Raw genomic sequence first — 19,597 nt, forward strand, 5'->3', positions numbered from 1 at the left:
GCCAGCCGCATCCGCAACACCCAGTCTTTTCGTATCTGCTTCAGGAAGATGCAGATCGACCGCCCGAACCAGGTCTCCCTCTCGGGATCATGCGTTGCATGACCCTGCCGGGCAGCGGGGGCGCCGACATTACCTTCGTGCCTGTCAAGAACGAGTTCTTGTATCTGGTCGCGATCATGGACTGGGCGTCGCGCAAATTCCTGAGCTGGAGGCTGTCGAACACGATGCACGCAGACTTCTGCGTCGAGGCTTTGCGGGACGCAATCGTCGCATACGGCCCGCCCGGGATATGCAACACGGATCAAGGATCGCAGTTCACCGGATCGGCGTGGATCACGACGCTGACCGAGGCAGGCGTGCGCATCTCGATGGATGGGAGGGGCCGTTACCTCGACAACATCTTCATCGAACGGTTGTGGCGGAGCCTTGAGCAGGAGGCGATCCATCTCGAAGAAATCAACGACGGCTTCCAGGCCCGGCGCGTCATCAAGGACTGGATGACATTCTACAACACCGAGCGGCCCCATTCCGCGCTCGATCGGCTCACGCCCGACGCCGCATACTGGGCGGGCTTCGAAGAACAGAAAGCAGCATGAAACCTAAACCCAATACACCTTAGAAACGCTCCAAACCTGTCCGAAAAGGTGGGACCACTTCAACACTGTCCTCGCCGCGCAGCCCTTCCAGAACAATGCGGATCTTCTCTTCAGCAGAATGGTGCTTCCGCGTGCGACGGCGGATGTCCTTCACCATCGACTCCGCCGTTGGCTTTGCTGTTCCGGGTTTCTGTCTCATCTTCACACCTTGGTGGTCACGATGAGCCAGAAACTTTCCGTTACAAAATCAACTCAGATGTCCCGAGGGTGCTGACGCGGGACATGCGGCTCTGTCGGGTAAGTTTCTCATGTTCTGCCGGGAAAGCCCCGCTAGAATCACGGTAAGCTGGATCACGGATCAGATCCGTTCGAGGGAGAGCATATAGCAACTTACGTGTCTAAATCTGGTATTGGCCCTGCACGCAACCAGTTGAAGCAGCCTGTTTGCCTATAGTCCGAGAGGCCGCTCCGGATCTTATCGCCCGAGGATCGCCTTCAGCTCCGGTTCGGGGCGGGGTCGCTCACGAAGGTCCAATGCAGAAAGAATGTCGAGCAGGTGCCCCTTCATGATCTCCTCGGCATCCTCGCCGTTCTTGGCCCGGAACGCGTCGATCAGCGCGTGATGGGCCTGTTTCTCGCAGAGCGCGTTCTGCTTGCGCCAGTAGATCGCGATGATGAGCGACGATCGCGCGGTCAGCTGTTCGATCAGACTTGCGATGATAGTCTGGTCCGCGATCCGTGCGATCTCGACGTGGAACTGGCCCGAAAGATGCAGCGCCCGTCCCGACTCTCCTGCCGCCAAGGCTGTGTGCTCGTCTTCGACGTGTCGCTCCAGCCTCGCTATGGCGTCCGGGGTCATTCTCGCGGCGGCTGAATGTGCCGTCCGCGGTTCGAGCAGCGCCCTCGCTTCGAACACTTCCCGCGCCTCGCGAACCGTCGGCTGTGCGACGAACGCGCCGCGATTGGCCTTGAGATCGACAAGCTGCGAATGGGACAGCGACTGCAATGCACTGCGCACGATGGTCCGCGACACGCCGTATATCTCGCTCAGCTCGCCTTCGCTCAGTTTGGTTCCCGGAGGCAGCATATGCTCGTGGATGGCAGAGCTTAGCGACGCCTCGACACGCGCGCTCGCCCGTTGCGGTTCTCGCCCGCGTTCCGGCACGTTCTTTCCCGAAGTCTTCATCGCCACTCCCTCCAGATGTAATGGGCAGTTTGCGAATCGAATGCAAGCACGCGCCGCGTTGCGCTCAATCGAATTCTAGATTGTATACACTCTTTGTGTACATAAATTGATCAGGCCCGCTGGAAACTGCATGAAAACCGTGCAGCGGACACTAATCGCCCGTTTTTGAGGCTGATTGCGCTGGCGATCCACGAGAACCTCTGCTGCGGTCGGTCAAGCGATCATTGGAACCGACATGAAGCAGCCATCCGACCTCGAACTCATAGCCCTGACCAAACGATACGGCGAAACCGTCGCCGTCGCCGCAATCGACCATCGATTCCGCGCGGGCCGCTATGCCTGCCTGTTGGGCCCGTCGGGATGCGGAAAATCTTCGACACTGCGCATGATCGCCGGGCACGAGGAGGTCTCTGACGGCGCAATCATCCTGGACAACCTGGACATCGCGCATCTGCCGCCCAGCAGGCGCGGCACCGCAATGATGTTTCAAAGCTATGCGTTGTTTCCCCATCTGAATGTCCGCGACAATGTCGCCTTCAGTTTGCGAATGGCGGGTGTCAGCCGACCGGAACGCGAGAAGCGAGCAATGGAGATGCTCGAACTCGTGGAATTGCAGACGATGGCCAACCGCAGGCCCGATCAACTCTCTGGCGGGCAACAACAGCGCGTGGCGCTGGCACGTGCGCTGATCACCAGACCCCAGGTTTTACTGTTGGACGAGCCACTTTCGGCGCTCGATCCCTTCCTGCGCATTCGGATGAGAGCCGAACTCAAGCGTCTCCAGCGAGAGCTCGGCATCAGCTTCATCCACGTCACGCATGGTCAGGACGAGGCGCTGGCGCTGGCTGACGAGATCATCGTCATGAACGATGCCCGGATCGAGCAGGCCGGACCGGCAATCGAGATCTTCGATCGGCCCCGGACCGCCTTCGTCGCGCGGTTCATGGGCGGGCATAACGTGATCGATCTGCCGCGTGGATCGGTGGCGCTGCGCTCCGATCATACGACGCTCGCGTCGGCTGGTTCCGGACAGGTCGATGGCACGATTACCGCCGTCGAATACCAAGGCACGCATGTCAGCGTGACCGCCCGCACATCCGGTGGGCAGGACATGACAGCTTCCGTACCTGCATCCGCCTTTTTCGACAGTCCACGGGAACTCGGCGAAACCGTGGGGCTGACCTGGCAGGAGCGGGACGCACATCCCCTTTCCGCCTGACACGCACCGCCCTTCCAACAGAGAGGATTACTCCGATGACCACGATACCCAAGGTTCGCTATAGCCGCAGGTCAATGCTGAAGACTGGCGGAGCCGCACTCGCCGCGACTGCCTTGCCCGCCCCGATGGTTTGGGGCCAGGAAACCCGCAACATCACCCTGCGCCAGTTCGGAACGGGCGTCTCCAACCTCAACGAAGTGGCCAACAAGGTCCGTGAGGATCTGGGCTTCAACCTAGAGATGACCGCGCTCGACACCGACAGCGTCACCCAGCGTGCGGCGACGCAGCCCGACAGCTTCGACATTGCCGATATCGAGTATTTCGTGGCCAAGAAGGTCTGGCCCTCGGGCAACCTCCAGGCGATGGAGACCAGCCGGATCGACAATTACGACAAGATCGTCGGCATCTTCCGCACCGGCAAGCTGACCCCGACCTCGACAATCGCGCAGGGCACCGCTCCGCACACCGTCGGCTTCGTCGAAGGTGTCGATGGCCGGGAGTTTGTCGATTACGAATCCGGCTGGATGACGCTGGTGCCCACGATCTACAACGCCGATACCCTGGGCATCCGACCGGACCTGATCGGTCGTCCGATCACCAACTGGTCCGAGCTTCTGAACCCTGAATTCCGAGGGAAGGCGTCGATCCTCGACATTTCCTCGATCGGGATCATGGACATGGCGATGGTGTGCGAGTCGATGGGTGAGATCACCTATGGCGACAAGGGCAACATGACCCGCGAAGAGATCGACCAGACCATCGCCATCTTCACCGAGGCCAAGCAGAACGGTCAGTTCCGCGCCTTCTGGAAGAGCTTCGACGAAAGCGTGAATCTGATGGCGTCGGGCGAAGTGGTCATCCAATCGATGTGGTCGCCCGCGATCACGGCGGTCAAGTCCCGCGGCATCCCTTGCATCTACCAGCCGCTGGAAGAAGGTTACCGCAGCTGGGGCGGTGGCATCGGCCTGTCCAAGAACCTCAGCGGCATGGAGCTCGATGCAGCCTACGACTACATCAACTGGTATCTCTCCGGCTGGGTCGGCGGCTTCCTGATGCGTCAGGGCTACTATTCCGCCGTGCCCGAGACCTCCAAGGCTTTCATGAGCGAGAACGAGTGGGGCTACTGGTTCGAGGGCCAAGAAGCGACGGACGTCATCACCAACCCGTTCGGCGACGCCATGGCCCAACCGGGCGAAGTGCGTGACGGCGGCTCGTTCGAAGAGCGGATGGGCGCGGTCGCATGCTGGAACTCGGTGATGGACGAGAACCAGTACATGGTCCGCAAGTGGAACGAGTTCATCGCCTCCTGACGCATCCCGGCGGGGGCCGGCATCATGGTCCCCGCCATCTTCCTCGAACGGAAATCTTCCATGCCCAGACAGCTCGTATCGTGGGTTCAGGCCGCGCCGTTGGCGTTGATCCTCGCCGCATTCCTGGTGGCGCCGATCATCATGATCGTCATCGTCAGTTTCTGGGGCGCGACCGAATGGTCGATCTATCCGGCCTTCCAATTCGACAACTACGAATTTCTGTTCCGCTCTCCTGTCACGTACACCGTCTTCGCAAATACGCTGAAATACACCTTCATCACCTGGGCGCTAACTCTGCTGATCGGTTTCACGGTCGCCTATTTCCTCGCCTTTGAGGTGCGCACTCTGAAGTGGCAGATCGCGCTGTTCCTGCTGTGCACGATTCCGTTCTGGACCTCGAACATCATCCGGATGATTTCCTGGATCCCGTTTCTCGGGCGCAACGGCCTGGCCAACTCGGCGCTGCTGAGCTGGGGGGTCATAGACGAACCGCTGGACTGGCTGCTGTTCTCGGATTTCAGCGTGATCCTGGCCTTCGTCCATCTCTACACGCTGTTCATGGTGGTGCCGATCTTCAACTCCATGATGCGCATCGACCATGCGCTGATCGAGGCCGCCCGCGATGGCGGGGCGTCCGCCCGGCAGATCCTGTTCCACGTCATCGTGCCCCTGTGCAAGCCGGGCATCATGATCGGCACGATCTTCGTGACCACCTTGGTGATGGGGGACTTCATCACGGTGCGATTCATGTCCGGCAGCCAGCGTGCCAATGTCGGGCGCCTGATTTCGAACGACATCAGCTTGCTGCAATACCCCTCGGCGTCTGCGACGGCGGTACTGCTTCTTGTAACCGTACTTATCGTCATAGGGCTGCTGCTGCGCCTCGTCGATATCCGAAAGGAGCTGTGACCATGTCCGGCCCCCGCAGCCGCGGCTTCTACCTGCTGTCCGCGTTCTTCGCGCTATTCGTGCTGTTTCTCTACGGGCCGATCCTGACCATCGGCATCCTCAGCTTCCAAGGCCCCCAAGGCGGGTTGACCTTTCCCATGCGCGGAGTGTCGCTGCACTGGTTCCGGGACCTGTTTCAGGAGCAGGCAGTCGGCGACATCTGGGGCAGCTTCCGCCGCTCCTTCGCGCTTGGCTTCATGGTGATGGTCACGACCGTAGTGGTGTCGATACTGGCGGGACTTGCGTTTCGCAGACGCTTCGCGGGAGCAACGCTTCTGTTCTATCTGGCCATCGCCTCGCTGGTCATTCCGTCTATCCTCGTCTCGCTGGGTGTCGGCCTGATCTTCAACCAGCTCGGCCTGCCGGTACACTGGGCGAGTTCGGGATTCGGCAGTCAGCTGACCTGGACCCTGCCTTTCGGGCTGCTGATCATGTTCGCGGTGCTCAACAGGTTCGACAAGACCTATGAGGAAGCCGCCCGCGACCAGGGAGCGACGGCCTGGCAGACGTTCGCGCATGTGCTATTGCCGATGATCGCTCCGTCCCTGCTGGGCGTCGCGCTGTTTGGCTTCACGTTGAGCTACGACGAATTCGCGCGCACGCTCTTGACCGCAGGCAGCTACAATACGCTTCCGCTCGAAATCTTCGGCATGACGACCAACGTGACGACGCCCGTGATCTTCGCGCTGGGAACGCTGACTACGGTATTCTCGCTGGCCGTGATCGGCCTTTTCTTTCTGGCCGTCTGGCTGATGTCGCGCCGTCGGCGCAAGGCAACGGTCGGATCTTCATGAAAGCGATCCTGATCAATCCCAACCGGACCGAGGCTATGACCGTAAGCGCGGTTGACGCCGCGCGCCGGGTCTCGCCAGGTATCGAGTTCAGCGGCTGGACCTCCCTTGAAGGACCGGCGTCGATCGAAGGCCCCGCGGATTATGCCTGCGCGATCCCGCCTCTGCTGGACCTCGTCGCGGAGGCCGATCGCCAATCGGCACAGGTTATCGTCATCGCCTGCTTCGACGATACCGGATTAGCCGAGGCACGGACTCGCGTGGCCTGTCCGGTGATTGGCATCGGTCAGGCCAGCTATGCCTATGCCGCTTTGCTCGGAAGGCCTACAGCCGTGATCACGACCGTCGAGGCCGCGATCCCTCAGATCCGGGCAAATATTCAGGCCTATGGTCAAGGGGCCGACATCGTCGGGGTCGTGGCAGCGCAGGTCCCGGTCCTGTCGCTCGCAGCCGATCCGCAACGCGCCCTCGTCCAATTTCTGTCAGCGATCGAGGCCCTTCCGGACAATGTGGCGAACGTTATTCTGGGATGCTCTGCAACTGTCTCGATTGCTGACGAGATCGCCAGACAATCAGGCCTTAACGTCATTGACGGTGTCAGCGCGGCGGCACGGCTCTGCCGGGTCCTTTTGTAACGGCGGGGTCGTACACAGCTTCGCGAAACTCCATCTGCAGCGTGCGATCAACACGTTTTCGACGGGGACGCCCGTAAGCGAAATGCCGCCAGCATATCGGTTTTTCGCTATCAAGCCGATAGATTTGGTTGATGCTTGATAGCTCGCCTTCGCGAGATCGCACGACGAGGGTCGACTAAAGCCAAATCTCCGGCGGGTGACGACAGCTCGCGAGTGCACCAACCCAGTATACGGGTCTGTCGATATGATGAGAGATCATCTTACGGGTCCTATCCGCTGTGTCCAAGCCTACTGCCGTAACAAATCAGGCTTGGTTGTCTTTCGCTTCTTAAACCGTTCTCGATTGGCGCCAGATTCCGATCGCTGGAGAAGATGAACCCCTTTGGGGTCGATGCCAACAGTCAATCCCAGGTTGTCTGTGGTGATCCTTGAGTTGAGAAAAAGCCCAAATTCCGGGAGGTTTCGGCCACAAATCGGCCACCGTTGGACCGCCTAACTGTTCTAACTGTTAGCAGTTTTGCAGCCGACGCATTCGATTGAGGCGGCTGGGTATGAGCGGCTAGCGGGTGACACCTCTTTCCAGTGGACCGAAAGAGGGTGGCGTAAGGGGTCCGCATGAGACTGTTCAGGAAAGCTACGAAGCCAATTCCGGAAGCGAAATTACCGACATCCCAGCGCAATGGAGGATCGCGCAAGGAACCGTCGCTCGCGTCCGATAGCAACGAAGGAAAACGAAAAGTGAAGAACGAAGAGATTTCATCCCTCGAAAACCTGCAAGGATTTCTCGGAGCCTGCATCGTGGATGCGGAGTCGGGCATGATGATGGCGTCCATCGGCGGCTCCAACCTCGACCTTGAGGTCGCCGCGGCGGCAAACACCGAAGTCGTCAAGGCGAAACAACGTGCGATCCGCGAACTCGGATTGAATGACAAGATCGAGGACATCCTGATCACGCTCGATGGGCAGTACCATCTCATCAGGCCGCTCGCGATCAGCCCGATGATCTTCATCTATCTCGCCCTCGACCGCGCGAACGCGAACCTCGCGATGGCGCGTCGTGGCCTTCGCATCGCGGAAGAGTCGGTCACCGCCTGACCCCAACTCACTTCAAGGTCAGGATTCTGGCCGAACCCGATCCGGGGCTGCTCGGAGACCTGCGGCCCCGGTATTGGTCTTCTCCTGCGGGATGTTCGATGACCGGCTTTGGAGATCCTTGCAGCCCGGGGGGGATGCAAAGGCCACATCTCCATCCCAAGGGACATCATCTCGCAGGAGAAGATACCAACCCTTTTCTCAACCACTCTCGCCCTGTAGCCGCCTTTCGGCTGCTCCGATCCCCATCTTTGGACGGCTGAACCTGGAGTTCCCGGCTTCTTTGCGCCGCTACGGAACGCTGGATTGCCGCAAGCTGGATTTTTCCGGCTGTCTCAGGACGACGGGCTGGTGACGCCATCGGGATAATGCATTGCAATCGGAACGTTGTATCCGATCACGCTGTGGGGTCGGTCCTCGTTGTAGTGTCGACGCCAATCCTCCAGCTTTTCGCGTGCGTCGGCGAGGCACACGAACCAGTGGGCGCTCAGGCATTCGGACCGAAGTTTGCTGTTGAAGGCCTCCCCTCTCGGGGCATCGCTGCGCGATGCTCTACCGGGCAGTGGATAAACCCGTTGTCCATCGGCTTTCCGGGCCGTGAGAAGTCCACTGAATAGCCCCGCGCATCGTGGGCGCCTTCTTCGCTGGTTTTTGAGGCAAGGAGGCCATGATGAGCAGCAGCAAGTTCAGCGATGAGTTCAAGCAGGACGCGGTCGCGCAGATCACAGAGCGGGGCTACCCGGTCAGGGAAGTGTCGGAGCGTTTGGGGGGCAGCGCGTGTTCGCTCTACGCTTGGAAGAAGAAGTTCGCGAAGGCGTCCTTGGGAGAGGCGGAGAAAGACGCCGAGATCCGGCGTCTGAAGAAGGAGCTGGCGCGGGTTTCGGAGAAGCGTGATATCCTTAAAAGGGTCGTCATTGACGCGCCATTGGTCCAAGCGACAATGACGATGCGTATTTCGCCAGGGATGCAAGGTGAGATACGCGTTCGTGGCCGAGCATAGTGGGCAGTTCTTCGTCAGGGCGATGTGCCGGTGCCTGCGCATCCAGCGGAGCCGCTTTTATGCGTGGGTGAAGGCCCCGCTCAGCAAGCGCGCACAGGAAGACGCTCGTCAGACCGAACTGCTGAAGGAGGCCTCGGTCGAAAGCCGCAAGGTCTATGGGCACCCCTTGTCCGGCAGGGTCTTGCAAAGCAAGATCCCGAGAGGGGCAAGCTTCACGACGATCTTCTCGATCAGGGCGAAAGCGCTCGTCCGAACCGTGTTGCCCGCGTGACCAGGCTGGCCGGGATCACGGCACAGATCGGCTGCAAGCGCCGCCCCGGGAAGTATGGCGGCAAACCCTCGGTCGTGGTCGACAACACCATGGATCGGCATTTCGACGTGGAGGCTCCTGACAAGGTCTGTGTGACCGATATCACCTGCATACGGACGCAGAAGGGCTTCGCTTGCCTCGCTGTCGTAATCGACCTGTTTTCTCGGCGGGTGGTCGGATGGTGCATGCGGTCACGCCAGACGACCGACGTCGTGCTCCAGGCTCTGCTCACGGCCACATGGCGAATGAATCCGAAGGCTGAGGTGCTGATCCACGCGGATCAGGGCAGCCAGTTCACAAGCATGGATTGGGCCGCTTTCCTGAAAGCCCACAACCTCGAGCATTCCATGAGCCGACGCGGCAATTGCCACGACAACGCCGTTGCCGAGAACTTCTTCAACCCCCCTCAAGCGCGAGAGGATCAGGCGCCGCACCTACCGAACCCAACAAGAAGCGCTGCGGGACGTGTTCGACTACATCGAGATGTTCTACAATCCAAGGCGCAAGCACGCGCGAAACGGAACGCTGTCGCCTGTCGAGTTCGAGAGGCAGCAGAAACTGAGACATGAGGGCGTCTAAGAGACTCGAGGCTATTTAGTCCTGCATCCCTGATCATGGGCCAAACCCCTGCTGTGAGGCAAAGCAAATGTAGAACTGCGCTGGAATCGACATCAAGACATCGTCGAACGAGCCTTCCGGTTCTGGATATAGGTCCTGTTTGGACCCGGCTCAGGAGCCTTGAGCTGTCCTGTGCCTGCATGCTCGACCGGGCATTTTACGGGTGACGAGTGCTCGACCGAGTGGTCGTTGGAACCGGGCGAACTGATGCAGCACGCAATCCGCCCGAACCGGTTACTCAGCGACACAACTGCCGCTTCGGACCACGTCATCCGATGATCATTCCCAATACGACCAGCGCAACAGCACCGCCTCCGAAGACGAGTTTGCGTGCCAGATCCCCGTCCACGATCAACCCCTCATCCTTGGCACGGTCGGAGAAGCGACCATGCGCAGTGCCGGCATGCTCGGCAGGTGTGAACAGATTATCCTCGCGCCCGCCGGGCTCGGGCTCACCGCTTTTCTGCATTTCGGCCCCGTCCTTGGCCAGCTTCCGGTCGAGCCATGCGGGCAAAGCCATGTCGCCGAAGAGCAGTTTCAGGACCGAACCGCCGACCAGCAGCTCGCGCTCGCCCTTCTCGATGGCGCGCAGCACGGCCTTCGCCGCCACCTGGGGCGCATAGATCGGCGGTGCGGGTTGCGGTTTCATTTCGAGGCGGTTGCGGGCCCAGTCGAATTGCGGCGTGTTGATCGCTGGAAGCTGGACGAGGCTGAGCGTCACCTCGCGACCGGAGCGGATCAGCTCGGATCTCACCGCGGATGTGAACCCGTTGATCGCGTGTTTCGCGGCGCAGTAGGCCGCCTGGAACGGCACCGCGCGATAGCTGAGGCCTGAGCCGACATTCACGATGCGGCCGGTCGGCCCCATCAGGCGCAGGGCGGCTCGGGTTCCGTTCACCTGACCGAGGAAGGTGGTGGCGACGATGGCCTCGAATTCCTCCACCTCGGTTTCGAGAAAGGGCGAGAAGCTGGTCAGCATCGCGCAGTTGACCCAAACATCCGGGCGTCCGAGCCGTGCGACCAGATCGTCCGCCGCCGCGTCGAGTGCCGATGCATCGCTGACATCCGCTCTGGCGACGGCCACATTGTCGTGTTCCGCGTCCAGCGTGGTGAGGCGATCCTGGCCGCGCGCGATCACCCCGACATGCCAGCCGTCTGCCAATAGGCTCTCGACGACGGCGCGTCCGACCCCCGCCGTTCCTCCCGCGATGATCGCGACCCTACCTGTTCCGTTCATGTCCTGCTCCTCGTGACTTGCGAAATGAACGCCTCACGAGCGGGATCGGTGCCGTGCGCTTTGTCGCACCATCCGATGGGAGGCGTCGGACGATTTGAACCACTCCGAAAATAAGAAGGCCGATGCGGTCTAACCCTCGCTGACCGGGCGGAAGGACCTGCGTCATCGGCATCCGTCGAAACGATCGATCTCGGTTGGAGCAGGAAGGCGAATTTCAGTCTCGAACGCCATTTTGACAATTCGTGATGCGATCCTCACCTAAGCCAATGGCCTGTCAGTAGGAGAGACGTGATGTTGTTGGAAATGTACGATTTCGGGCTCGAAGCGCGGAGCCTGCACCTGATCGCCGGGCTCGTGCTTGGCCTGGTTTTCGGCATCGCCGCGCAGGCATCGCGTTTCTGTCTGCGCCGTGCGGTGGCCGGACCCGTCGAGGAGCGGGGATCCGCCGCGGCGGTCTGGCTTTCGGCACTCGCGACGGCGATCGCGGGGTTCGGGATCCTCTCCGCGACCGGACTCGTCGACCTGGGCGGGCATCGCTTCTTGTCCTCGGAAATTCCGGTAACGGCGATCATCCTGGGGGGTCTGGCATTCGGCGTCGGCATGGTTCTGACACGCGGATGCGCCTCGCGACTGACCGTGCTTTCGGCGACCGGCAATCTGCGGGCTCTCGTCGTGCTGCTGGCATTTGCCGTGACGGCCCATGCGACGCTCAAGGGGATCGTCGCACCCGTGCGCGTGAACCTCAGCGCGATGACCGTCGATTTCCCGCTGGCCGCAGTTGCACAAACTCCGTTCGGGATCGCCCTGTTCGCGGTGCCCGTGATCCTGGCCGCGGGTGTCCTGGTGTGGCGGACACGTCCCGGAGTCCTCAACGTGGTTTTCGGCATTGCGATCGGACTGGTCGCGATCGGAGGCTGGGCCGCGACGAGTGTCCTGCTGCTCGACGAGTTCGATCCGATGCCCGTGCAGAGCGCGGCATTCACCTCGACATGGAGCGACACACTGTTCTGGACGATCGCCTCGACGGCCACCCCGGCCGGGTTCGGCGTCGGCTTCGTCGGAGGCGTGCTCGCGGGTAGTTTCCTGAGTGCCACGATCCGTCGGGAATTGCGGTTGGAGAGCTTCGAGACGGCCGGCCAGACGCTGCGCTATGTCGCGGGTGGCATGATGATGGGTTTCGGCGGCGTTCTCGCCGGAGGCTGCACCGTCGGGGCGGGCCTGTCCGGTGTCGCGACCGGCAGCATCGCGGCGATCCTCGCCCTCGTCAGCATCGCGCTGGGCGGGTGGGCCGCGGGCAACCTGAACTGGACACGCAGGGCCGTTCCGGCGACCGCCTGATCCCGCCGCGCATCCCCGGCGTTCCGGTTGCAAGATCGGGCCTATGAATGCGACATCTCTGCCGACAGCGATCCACGCTGTCGGCAGATTTGATTCGAGCCCTGTCAACGGCGTGAATCGACCTTCGGAAAATCCCATCGACCTGTACGCGATTTCTTGTCGCGGATTGAGCAAATAGCACTCGCCTTCGCGGTCCTCCCGACCGGACGGAGGCGGAGGCGCGATTGGCGTCGAAGCGAATACATGCTAGAACAAATAAAGAACATTCTAGCTTGGCCCGCCCCGTGTATGAACAGCATCATCCAATTTCCCCAGGCACCCCGATCGGATCGCAATCACCATCCCCTTGTGGATCAAGGATTTTCCGACGTGTTCACGACCACGCCTCAGGATGCCGCGGCGTTCGGCTTCCTTCTGGCCAGCCTGCCGAGCATCCACGGGCCGATTCTTTGGGTCTACGACCGGATGTCCGCGCGGGAGGCGGGAAGGACATATCTCTTGCGGCATGTGCTGCATTGCATGCCCGCGAATGCGACAGGCGTCCTTCAAGCGATGGAGGACGGGTTGAACAGTTCCGGTCCCGGCGCCGTCCTGGGGGAATTGTGGGGCGAGCCCAGAGAGTTGAGCTTCACCGCGACCAAACGGCTGGCCCTGAGGTCACAGGCGCGCAAGGTCCCCTGCATATTGATCCGCCACAACGCCCGGACGTCCATCAGCGCGGCCCGCAATCGGTTTCGCATCGGCTCTCTGCCATCTATCGCGAACCCGAACGATCCCGCGGCGCCCGGTGATCCCTGTTGGCGGGTGGAGCTGTTCCGATCGCGAACGAGGCCACCCGGCATCTGGATGGTGCTCCATGACCGGGCAGCGGATCGTCTCCGTTTTTCTTCTCTCGCTGCCGATGGAGCGGTGGGAGAGGATCGCCGCGCAGACGAGCTCGCCCGCCCCTGACGGACCGATGGCGCTGGCCGCGGAAGGGGCGCATGGGCCGGTCGCTTACGCGCCGAACCGCGCGGCTGCGAGGATCGGCATCGGGTCCGATGAAAGCGTCGTGGACATGCGCGCGCTATGCCCCTGCCGAGGCCAACAAGCTGCGCAAGGCGATGGCCACCTTCCGGTCCAGGAGACTGGTGGGCGCTCAAAGGCCAAGATGGTCGAGCGCGGCTACGATCTCGTCTTCGCCGAGCGCTGCTTTTTCCCAAATCGAAGGGTTCGGGAAGTCCGGCTTTCCCGAAAGCCACGCGGCGAGCTTCGCGCCTCTCGCCTACATCTCCAGCTGGATCAAGTGCCACTACCCCGACGTGTTCTGCGCTGCCCTGCTGAATTCGCGGCCGATGAGGTTCCATGCGCCCGCGCAGATCGTCCGGGACGTGCACGAGCATGGAAATGCACGCCATGGGCGTGAACTTCAGCGACTGGGACAATAAGCTGGTGCCGGTCGGGGCGGCCCGCTTCGCCGTCAGGTTGGGTTTGCGCCAGATGGAGGAATGCGCGAGGACGTTGCCGCTCACTGCTGGCGGCGCGCGACACGCGCTATTGCGATCTCGACGATCTGAAGTCACCCGCCCGGATCGATCCCGGTGCGATGCGGCGGTTGGCGGCGGCCGACGGGTTCGGTTCCCTCGCTCTCGACCGACGTGCCGCGCTGTGGGACCTGGCTGCCCAGGACCTTATCTCGACCGAAACCCTGTCACGCTGCATGAACGGAGAGCGCGTTCAGATCGCGGGCCTTGTGCTCGTGAGGCAGGAGCCCCGCAGCGCGAAGGACGTGCGCTTCATGACCATCGACGACGAGTGCGGCGTCACCAATCTCGTCATCTGGCCAAACGGATGGAGCGCTACGGCGCCGCAGTGATGGGATCGCGTCTCGTCCATGTCGAAGGTCGGATCCAGCGAGACCGCGACATAGACCCTTTGATCGTGGATCATCTCGAAAACCGGAGCGATGCGTTCGACCGGCTGTCGCGCGAAACTATGCCGACCGCCATCGCCAAGGCGGACGAAGTGCTGCGCCCCTTGCCTGGACAAGCGTCGCGACACCCGCCCAAGTGCGCATCATACTCAAGGCGCGCGGCTTCCACTGACTTCGGAGAGACTTGGACAGCCTGGCGCTGCACCTCCTCCCAACCGCCACTGCCCCGCGTCGATCTCGACAGGTCCTCAACTCGGCCTAACTCGACAGGAAGCGCCAGCCTTCCGCAGGCTCGCCAAGCCGCCCGCCATGTCAGCCAGCGATAGGAGCCGTCCGATGGCCATCAGTTTCACCGTGAATGGAGAGCCGGTCTCCCTCGATGTCGATCCCGAGATGCCGCTGCTGTGGGCCTTGCGCGACCACTTGCGGCTGACGGGGACGAAGTTCGGCTGCGGCATCGCGCAATGCGGGGCCTGCACCGTCAAGCTCGACGGCACAACGCGCCGCGCCTGCGTCACGCCCGTGGGAAGCTTGGAGGGCGCGCGGGTCGAGACGATCGAGGCCCTCGACAGCCCTGAGGCACAGGCGGTGCAGGCCGCATGGGTCGAGATCAACGTTCCGCAATGCGGCTACTGCCAGTCCGGGCAGGTCGTCACCGCGACCGCGTTGCTGGAGGCGAATCCCAAACCGACGGACGAGGAGATCGACCTCGCGATGGCCGGAAATCTCTGCCGTTGCGCCACCTATGCCCGCATCCGCCAGGCGATCCGCCAGGCATCCGACAGCCTGGAGGCCTGAGCCATGCACCCTACCTTCAAGGCCGCCTTCGCCCCGCGCCCCACCCGCCGCACGTTCCTGACCGGCTCGGCCGGGCTGGTCCTCGGCCTGCACCTCGCCGGGAAACTGCGCGCACAGGATGCGCCCGAGCAGATGGTGGACGGGCAGTTCGCGCCCAATGCCTTCATTCGCGTAGCGCCCGACAATACCGTCACCGTCCTCGTTAAACATATCGAGATCGGACAGGGCGCGAATACCGGTCTGCCGATCCTCGTAGCCGAGGAGATGGACGCGGACTGGTCGCAGATGCGGGCGGAGCAGGCACCCTCGGACCCGGTCGTCTATGTGAACACGGCCTTCGGCGTCCAGGGCACGGGCGGATCGACCGGCCTGTCCAACAGCTACATGACGATGCGTCAGGCCGGAGCCGCAGCGCGTGCGATGCTGGTTTCCGCCGCGGCGGATCGCTGGGGTGTGCTGCCCGACGGCATCACCGTGGAGAAGGGCGTGGTCAGCCATGCCGACAGCGGCAACTCCGCCACGTTCGGGGAGCTCGCTGAAGCCGCGGCGGCCAGCCCCGTGCCCATCGACGTCACGCTGAAGGACCCAAAGGATTTCACCCTGATCGGCGGCGACAGGGTCGAGCGGCTGGACGCGCGCGCCAAGACGAACGGCTCTGCGACCTTCTCGATCGACGTCTACCGCGAGGGAATGCAGACCGTTGCCGTCGCTCATCCTCCGAAATTCGGAGCGACGGTCGCCTCGCATGACGCGACCTATGCGCTGGCGGTCGCAGGCGTGCGCGCCGTCCACCCCGTCTCCTCCGGGATCGCGGTCTATGCCGATGACACGTTTTCGGCGCTCAAGGGGCGCGATGCGCTGGTCATCGAGTGGGACGAGAGTGCCGCCGAAACCCGCTCGACCGAGGAGATCATCGAGGAATTCACGCAGGCGGCCCGCGCGCCGGCCAAGGTGGCCGAGAACGCTGGTGACGTGGACGCCGCGCTCGACGGCGCGGACCAGGTGATCGAAGCGGAATATGTCTTTCCCTATCTCGCCCATGCCGCGCTCGAGCCGCTCGACGGCGTGATCGAGTTCCGCGACGGCGCAGCGGAGATCTGGTCGGGCATCCAGATCCCCACCATCGCCGAGCCCGTGATGGCCGACGCCCTCGGCATCGCGCCCGACGCGCTGACCGTGAACACCATGTTCGCCGGCGGCAGTTTCGGTCGGCGCGGAACCCCGACCAACCATTTCGAACGGGAACTGGCCGAGGTCGCGGCTGCGGCGGGACCTGGGGCCTACAAGCTGATGTGGACCCGCGAGGACGACATGACGGCGGGCTACTACCGCCCGCTCACTGTCCACCGGCTGCGCGGCGGTCTGGATGCCGAAGGCAATATCGTCGGCTGGGACAACACGATCGCCAACCAGTCCATCGTGGCCGGCACGGCCTTCGAGCCGATGGTGATGCAGAACGGGCTGGACGCCACGGCCTATGAAGGCTCGAACGACATGCCCTACGACTGGCCGGCAAACCGGCTGAGCTGGGCGCAGATGTCGAACCCGGTGCCGGTGCTGTGGTGGCGCTCGGTCGGACACACGCATACGGCCTATGCGACGGAGACGTTCCTGGACGAGTTGCTGCTCGCCGGGGGCAAGGACCCGGTGCAGGGCCGTCTCGACCTCATCAAGTCGGATCGCGGGCGGGATCGCGCCGTGCTGGAGCGGGTGGCCGAGATGGCGAACTGGTCCGGTGCCGGGACCGGCGATCGGCGCCTCGGCGTGGCCCTGCAGCGGTCGTTCGGCAGTTTCGTGGCACAGATCGCCGAGGTCGAGGATCGCGACGGCATGCCCCACGTCACGCGCGTCTGGTGCGCCGTGGATTGCGGCGTGGCGGTCACGCCCGACGTTGTGAAGGCGCAGATGGAAGGCGGCATCGGCTTCGGCCTCGGCACCACCCTCTACAACGAGGTGACGCTGGGCGAAGGCGGTCTGGTCCAGCAGCGAAATTTCGACACCTATCGCCTGCTCGCCCTTCCGCAGATGCCGCAGATCGAGGTCTCGATCATCGAGAGCGAGGCCGATCCGACGGGCGTGGGTGAGCCCGGCACGCCGCCGATCGCACCGGCGGTGGCCAATGCGTGGCGGTCGCTGACCGGCGACCTGCCCCGCCGACTGCCCTTCCGTGCCAATGTCGTTTGAGGAGATGAGCCCCATGACGATCCGCTCCGCCGCCCTGGCCCTTCTGGTCCTTGCCACGCCCGTCGCGGCACAGGATCTCGCGACCGAGCTCTCCGGTCCCGAGGTCTTCTCGGACATCGAGGACGACGCGTCTCGGGCCGCCGCCCTGTTCGACGAGATGGCCAAGGTCATCACCCATCCGCGGTGCCTGAACTGCCATCCCGTCGACAACATTCCCCGGCAGGGCGACGACATGGCGCTGCACCAGCCGCATGTCGTGCGTGGCGAGGACGATCACGGTGCGGTCGGTATGGAGTGCACGACCTGCCATTCGACCGAGAATGTCGCCTATACCGGGGCCGAAGGCTCCATCCCCGGACACGATCCGTGGCATCTTGCCCCGCTCTCGACCGGCTGGATCGGACTGAGCAACGCGGAAATCTGCGCGCAGCTAAAGGATCCCGAGCGCAACGGCGACCGCACGCTGGCGGAAATCCTCGAACATAACGCGGAGGACGGCCTGGTCGGCTGGGCCTGGCATCCCGGCGAAGGGCGCACGCCCGCGCCGGGCTCTCAGGAAATCTTCGGCGACCTCACCGAGGCTTGGATCGAGGCCGGGGCCTCCTGCCCGAGTTGATCGAAAACGGGTCGAAGCGGGCACTCAGAAAAGTGATGGGGCAACCGATGCACCCGCTTCGACCCTCGCGGGTTGCCCCGCTGTGTTCGGTTCTGACCTGTGCGGGCATTCCGCGCGTCCCCCTGAGGGGTTAAAGCCTAGGCATTATCCGTGAAGGTCGAGCGTCGCGCGACCGGTCCGGCACATGTCCAGCAGAACCGGCAGGATCGCCTGCCAATGGGTCATCAGGATCAACGCCCCTGCGCCTTCGACGATGTCTATTGGCAGGTTGGAGCGTCGGGTCGCCCAGCGCCGGACCAGATCCGGCTTGGTGACGCTGTCCATCGAGCCGAGGATCATGCGCACTTCACAGGAGACATCCGCGAAGAGGTCGCTCCAGTCCGACGCGTTCGCCTGCGCATCCGCGATCATGGAGGCCGTCGCCAGCCCTTGGGCGTGCTGCCCCCCCTGAACCAGCAGGTTCAGCATTTCCGGATCGTCGAGCGCCGCGACATCCGCCGGACACTCGGCCAGCAGCTCCCTGTAATACCGCGCGGCCCCGTCCGCGCCGCGATGCCGCGCGAAGGACAGCCTTGCCAGCAGCACCAGCACCTGCGGCAGGTTGTTCAAAGCGCGTCTCGCGATGCGCAGCGACGGGTGCAGCCTCGCGTCCTGATCCTTGAAATGGATCGGGAGCTGGCCCGCCACCAGAAGCAGCCCGGTCGCGCGCGCGCCCAAGGCACGCTGCGCATGACAGGCGGCGATCGACCCGCCGTGGAACGCCATCAAGGTAATGCCGCTGCCGAGCTGCAGATGATCCACGAGCGCGACGACATCACGCGCCGCCGTTTCGTGATAGTCGGCGCCGTCTGGAGCGGGATCGCTGTTCCCGTAACCGGGCCGCGAAGGCGCATAAACCGTGATCCCGGCCTTGGCGAGCGCGAAGGAAAATGCGCCCGTCAGGTACGGGCCGCGAATATGTGCGTGATGAAGGATCACGGGCATTCCGCGCAATGCGCCGTAGCGCCGCCAAGCCACGCGACGACCGCCGATCAGGACCGTGTCCTCCGGGGCCGGCGGCTCGACCGCGCTGGCGTCGGCCACGTGCAGATATCCCAATGCATGGGCCAGCTGGATTGCTTCGGCCATGTTGCGACAGCCGCTCTTGCGCAGGATGGTCTTGCACTGGGCCTTCACCGTCTCGACCGATCTGTCGTCGCGTGCGGCGATCTGGCTTTGCGTCAGACCGGAGACGAGCCCTTCGAGGATCGTCAGCTCGCGACCCGTCAGGTCCATGACGCCCCCGACCTCGGCGATCAGGGCGGGTGTCCATGCGATATTCGCGAGCGATATGCGGACCCCGCCTTGCGGGAGGCGACGCGCGATCCCCGTGATGGTTCCGTCGCCGCGTGGATCGTAGAGGCGGACCACGGCGCTCGGCTTCTGGCCACGGGCCACCGCATCGAGATCATGCCGTTCGCTCTTGTCGATCAACTCGGGGTTTGCCGTCGCGAACAGCTGCTGCGCGGCCGCGTTCACCGGCACCAGACTCTGCGGGCCGACATCCAGCACGGCGAAGGCATCCGCCTCGGGGCCGGACTGCAGACGTGTCCGAGCCATGCGCGCGATCCGCTCCACATGGCGTCCGAGCGCACCGTCGACGCCTTCGTGCAGGTCCTCGGACCGCAGATCGTCCATCAGCGCCGCCGCAGCCTCTCGGAAACCGTCGAACGCGGCATCTTCCTCGGCGGCCGCATAGGACTGGTCGAGCATATCGAGCAGGCGGACCTGCAATTCCTTGGCCATCTTCGTCGGCGCCCCATCTGCG

16 protein-coding genes and 3 pseudogenes are annotated in these 19,597 nt (G+C 63.0%); 14 read left to right on the top strand and 5 right to left on the bottom strand.

Features of this window, described 5'->3' with window-relative positions:
- The coding region (locus tag RX333_RS03150; protein ID WP_316013469.1) for a DDE-type integrase/transposase/recombinase at nucleotides 1-596 on the top strand (596 nt) is incomplete at its 5' end.
- Nucleotides 597-657: 61 nt separating this feature from the next.
- On the opposite strand, the pseudogene RX333_RS03155 reads toward RX333_RS03150, so the two are convergent.
- Together RX333_RS03155 and RX333_RS03160 are read right to left on the bottom strand one after the other, a co-directional pair.
- A pseudogene (locus RX333_RS03155) lies at nucleotides 658-795 on the bottom strand (IS3 family transposase); the annotation flags it as partial.
- Nucleotides 796-1,071: 276 nt separating this feature from the next.
- Nucleotides 1,072-1,782, bottom strand: a complete 711-nt coding sequence (locus RX333_RS03160; RefSeq protein WP_316013602.1) for a GntR family transcriptional regulator — start codon at nucleotides 1,780-1,782, stop codon at nucleotides 1,072-1,074.
- Nucleotides 1,783-2,017: 235 nt separating this feature from the next.
- Here RX333_RS03160 and RX333_RS03165 point away from each other — a divergent pair, with 235 nt between their 5' ends.
- From RX333_RS03165 to RX333_RS03190, 6 genes are all read left to right on the top strand, one after another.
- The gene (locus RX333_RS03165) at nucleotides 2,018-3,001 is read left to right on the top strand and encodes an ABC transporter ATP-binding protein (protein WP_316013470.1); all 984 of its coding nucleotides are present in this window, start codon (nucleotides 2,018-2,020) and stop codon (nucleotides 2,999-3,001) included.
- Nucleotides 3,002-3,045: 44 nt separating this feature from the next.
- Nucleotides 3,046-4,311 (top strand): PotD/PotF family extracellular solute-binding protein, encoded by a 1,266-nt coding sequence (locus RX333_RS03170; RefSeq protein ID WP_316013603.1) that lies wholly within the window; start codon nucleotides 3,046-3,048, stop codon nucleotides 4,309-4,311.
- 60 nt (nucleotides 4,312-4,371) lie between these two features.
- Nucleotides 4,372-5,220: an ABC transporter permease gene (locus RX333_RS03175; protein ID WP_316013471.1), complete on the top strand. Its 849-nt coding sequence runs from the start codon at nucleotides 4,372-4,374 to the stop codon at nucleotides 5,218-5,220.
- 2 nt (nucleotides 5,221-5,222) lie between these two features.
- Entirely contained in the window at nucleotides 5,223-6,053 is an 831-nt protein-coding gene (locus tag RX333_RS03180) for an ABC transporter permease (protein WP_316013472.1), read from the top strand.
- On the top strand, nucleotides 6,050-6,685 hold the full coding sequence (locus RX333_RS03185; protein ID WP_316013473.1) for an aspartate/glutamate racemase family protein: 636 nt from the start codon (nucleotides 6,050-6,052) through the stop codon (nucleotides 6,683-6,685). The genes RX333_RS03180 and RX333_RS03185 overlap by 4 nt, the downstream gene beginning before the upstream one ends.
- A 615-nt stretch (nucleotides 6,686-7,300) precedes the next feature.
- Nucleotides 7,301-7,780: a roadblock/LC7 domain-containing protein gene (locus RX333_RS03190; protein ID WP_316013474.1), complete on the top strand. Its 480-nt coding sequence runs from the start codon at nucleotides 7,301-7,303 to the stop codon at nucleotides 7,778-7,780.
- Between the two features lie 332 nt (nucleotides 7,781-8,112).
- On the opposite strand, the pseudogene RX333_RS03195 reads toward RX333_RS03190, so the two are convergent.
- Nucleotides 8,113-8,402 (bottom strand): annotated as a pseudogene (locus RX333_RS03195) (integrase core domain-containing protein); the annotation flags it as partial.
- A 45-nt stretch (nucleotides 8,403-8,447) separates the two neighbouring features.
- Here RX333_RS03195 and RX333_RS03200 point away from each other — a divergent pair.
- A pseudogene (locus RX333_RS03200) lies at nucleotides 8,448-9,666 on the top strand (IS3 family transposase).
- 307 nt (nucleotides 9,667-9,973) lie between these two features.
- Here RX333_RS03200 and RX333_RS03205 read toward each other — a convergent pair.
- The gene (locus RX333_RS03205; RefSeq protein WP_316013475.1) at nucleotides 9,974-10,942 is read right to left on the bottom strand and encodes an SDR family oxidoreductase; all 969 of its coding nucleotides are present in this window, start codon (nucleotides 10,940-10,942) and stop codon (nucleotides 9,974-9,976) included.
- A gap of 291 nt (nucleotides 10,943-11,233) precedes the next feature.
- Here RX333_RS03205 and RX333_RS03210 point away from each other — a divergent pair, with 291 nt between their 5' ends.
- From RX333_RS03210 to RX333_RS03235, 6 genes are all read left to right on the top strand, one after another.
- Nucleotides 11,234-12,280, top strand: coding sequence for a YeeE/YedE family protein (locus tag RX333_RS03210; protein WP_316013476.1), 1,047 nt, complete (start codon nucleotides 11,234-11,236; stop codon nucleotides 12,278-12,280).
- Nucleotides 12,281-12,568: 288 nt separating this feature from the next.
- A complete protein-coding gene (locus RX333_RS03215) occupies nucleotides 12,569-13,231 on the top strand; it encodes a hypothetical protein (protein ID WP_316013477.1) in 663 nt (220 codons plus the stop codon).
- 634 nt (nucleotides 13,232-13,865) lie between these two features.
- Complete coding sequence (locus tag RX333_RS03220) at nucleotides 13,866-14,135, top strand: hypothetical protein (protein WP_316013478.1); 270 nt, start codon at nucleotides 13,866-13,868, stop codon at nucleotides 14,133-14,135.
- A 393-nt stretch (nucleotides 14,136-14,528) separates the two neighbouring features.
- The gene (locus RX333_RS03225) at nucleotides 14,529-14,990 is read left to right on the top strand and encodes a (2Fe-2S)-binding protein (protein ID WP_316013479.1); all 462 of its coding nucleotides are present in this window, start codon (nucleotides 14,529-14,531) and stop codon (nucleotides 14,988-14,990) included.
- Nucleotides 14,991-14,993: 3 nt separating this feature from the next.
- Entirely contained in the window at nucleotides 14,994-17,174 is a 2,181-nt protein-coding gene (locus RX333_RS03230; protein ID WP_316013480.1) for a xanthine dehydrogenase family protein molybdopterin-binding subunit, read from the top strand.
- A 13-nt stretch (nucleotides 17,175-17,187) separates the two neighbouring features.
- Nucleotides 17,188-17,790, top strand: a complete 603-nt coding sequence (locus tag RX333_RS03235; protein ID WP_316013481.1) for an Isoquinoline 1-oxidoreductase subunit — start codon at nucleotides 17,188-17,190, stop codon at nucleotides 17,788-17,790.
- A 144-nt stretch (nucleotides 17,791-17,934) separates the two neighbouring features.
- On the opposite strand, the gene RX333_RS03240 is transcribed toward RX333_RS03235, so the two are convergent.
- Entirely contained in the window at nucleotides 17,935-19,575 is a 1,641-nt protein-coding gene (locus tag RX333_RS03240; protein WP_316013482.1) for an alpha/beta fold hydrolase, read from the bottom strand.
- Between the last annotated feature and the right edge of the window lie 22 nt (nucleotides 19,576-19,597).

It is taken from the genome of Roseobacter sp. HKCCA0434, from assembly GCF_032464675.1.
In the GTDB taxonomy this organism is placed as follows: Bacteria; Pseudomonadota; Alphaproteobacteria; order Rhodobacterales; family Rhodobacteraceae; genus Pontivivens.

Coding starts and splice junctions, on each gene's coding strand:
- RX333_RS03205 (WP_316013475.1), bottom strand. CDS start 10,942: ATGAACGGAACAGGTAGGGTCGCGATCATCGCGGGAGGAACGGCGGGG.
- RX333_RS03225 (WP_316013479.1), top strand. CDS start 14,529: ATGGCCATCAGTTTCACCGTGAATGGAGAGCCGGTCTCCCTCGATGTC.
- RX333_RS03220 (WP_316013478.1), top strand. CDS start 13,866: ATGCGGCGGTTGGCGGCGGCCGACGGGTTCGGTTCCCTCGCTCTCGAC.
- RX333_RS03180 (WP_316013472.1), top strand. CDS start 5,223: ATGTCCGGCCCCCGCAGCCGCGGCTTCTACCTGCTGTCCGCGTTCTTC.
- RX333_RS03235 (WP_316013481.1), top strand. CDS start 17,188: ATGACGATCCGCTCCGCCGCCCTGGCCCTTCTGGTCCTTGCCACGCCC.
- RX333_RS03190 (WP_316013474.1), top strand. CDS start 7,301: ATGAGACTGTTCAGGAAAGCTACGAAGCCAATTCCGGAAGCGAAATTA.
- RX333_RS03240 (WP_316013482.1), bottom strand. CDS start 19,575: ATGGCCAAGGAATTGCAGGTCCGCCTGCTCGATATGCTCGACCAGTCC.
- RX333_RS03175 (WP_316013471.1), top strand. CDS start 4,372: ATGCCCAGACAGCTCGTATCGTGGGTTCAGGCCGCGCCGTTGGCGTTG.
- RX333_RS03165 (WP_316013470.1), top strand. CDS start 2,018: ATGAAGCAGCCATCCGACCTCGAACTCATAGCCCTGACCAAACGATAC.
- RX333_RS03185 (WP_316013473.1), top strand. CDS start 6,050: ATGAAAGCGATCCTGATCAATCCCAACCGGACCGAGGCTATGACCGTA.
- RX333_RS03230 (WP_316013480.1), top strand. CDS start 14,994: ATGCACCCTACCTTCAAGGCCGCCTTCGCCCCGCGCCCCACCCGCCGC.
- RX333_RS03215 (WP_316013477.1), top strand. CDS start 12,569: ATGAACAGCATCATCCAATTTCCCCAGGCACCCCGATCGGATCGCAAT.
- RX333_RS03210 (WP_316013476.1), top strand. CDS start 11,234: ATGTTGTTGGAAATGTACGATTTCGGGCTCGAAGCGCGGAGCCTGCAC.
- RX333_RS03160 (WP_316013602.1), bottom strand. CDS start 1,782: ATGAAGACTTCGGGAAAGAACGTGCCGGAACGCGGGCGAGAACCGCAA.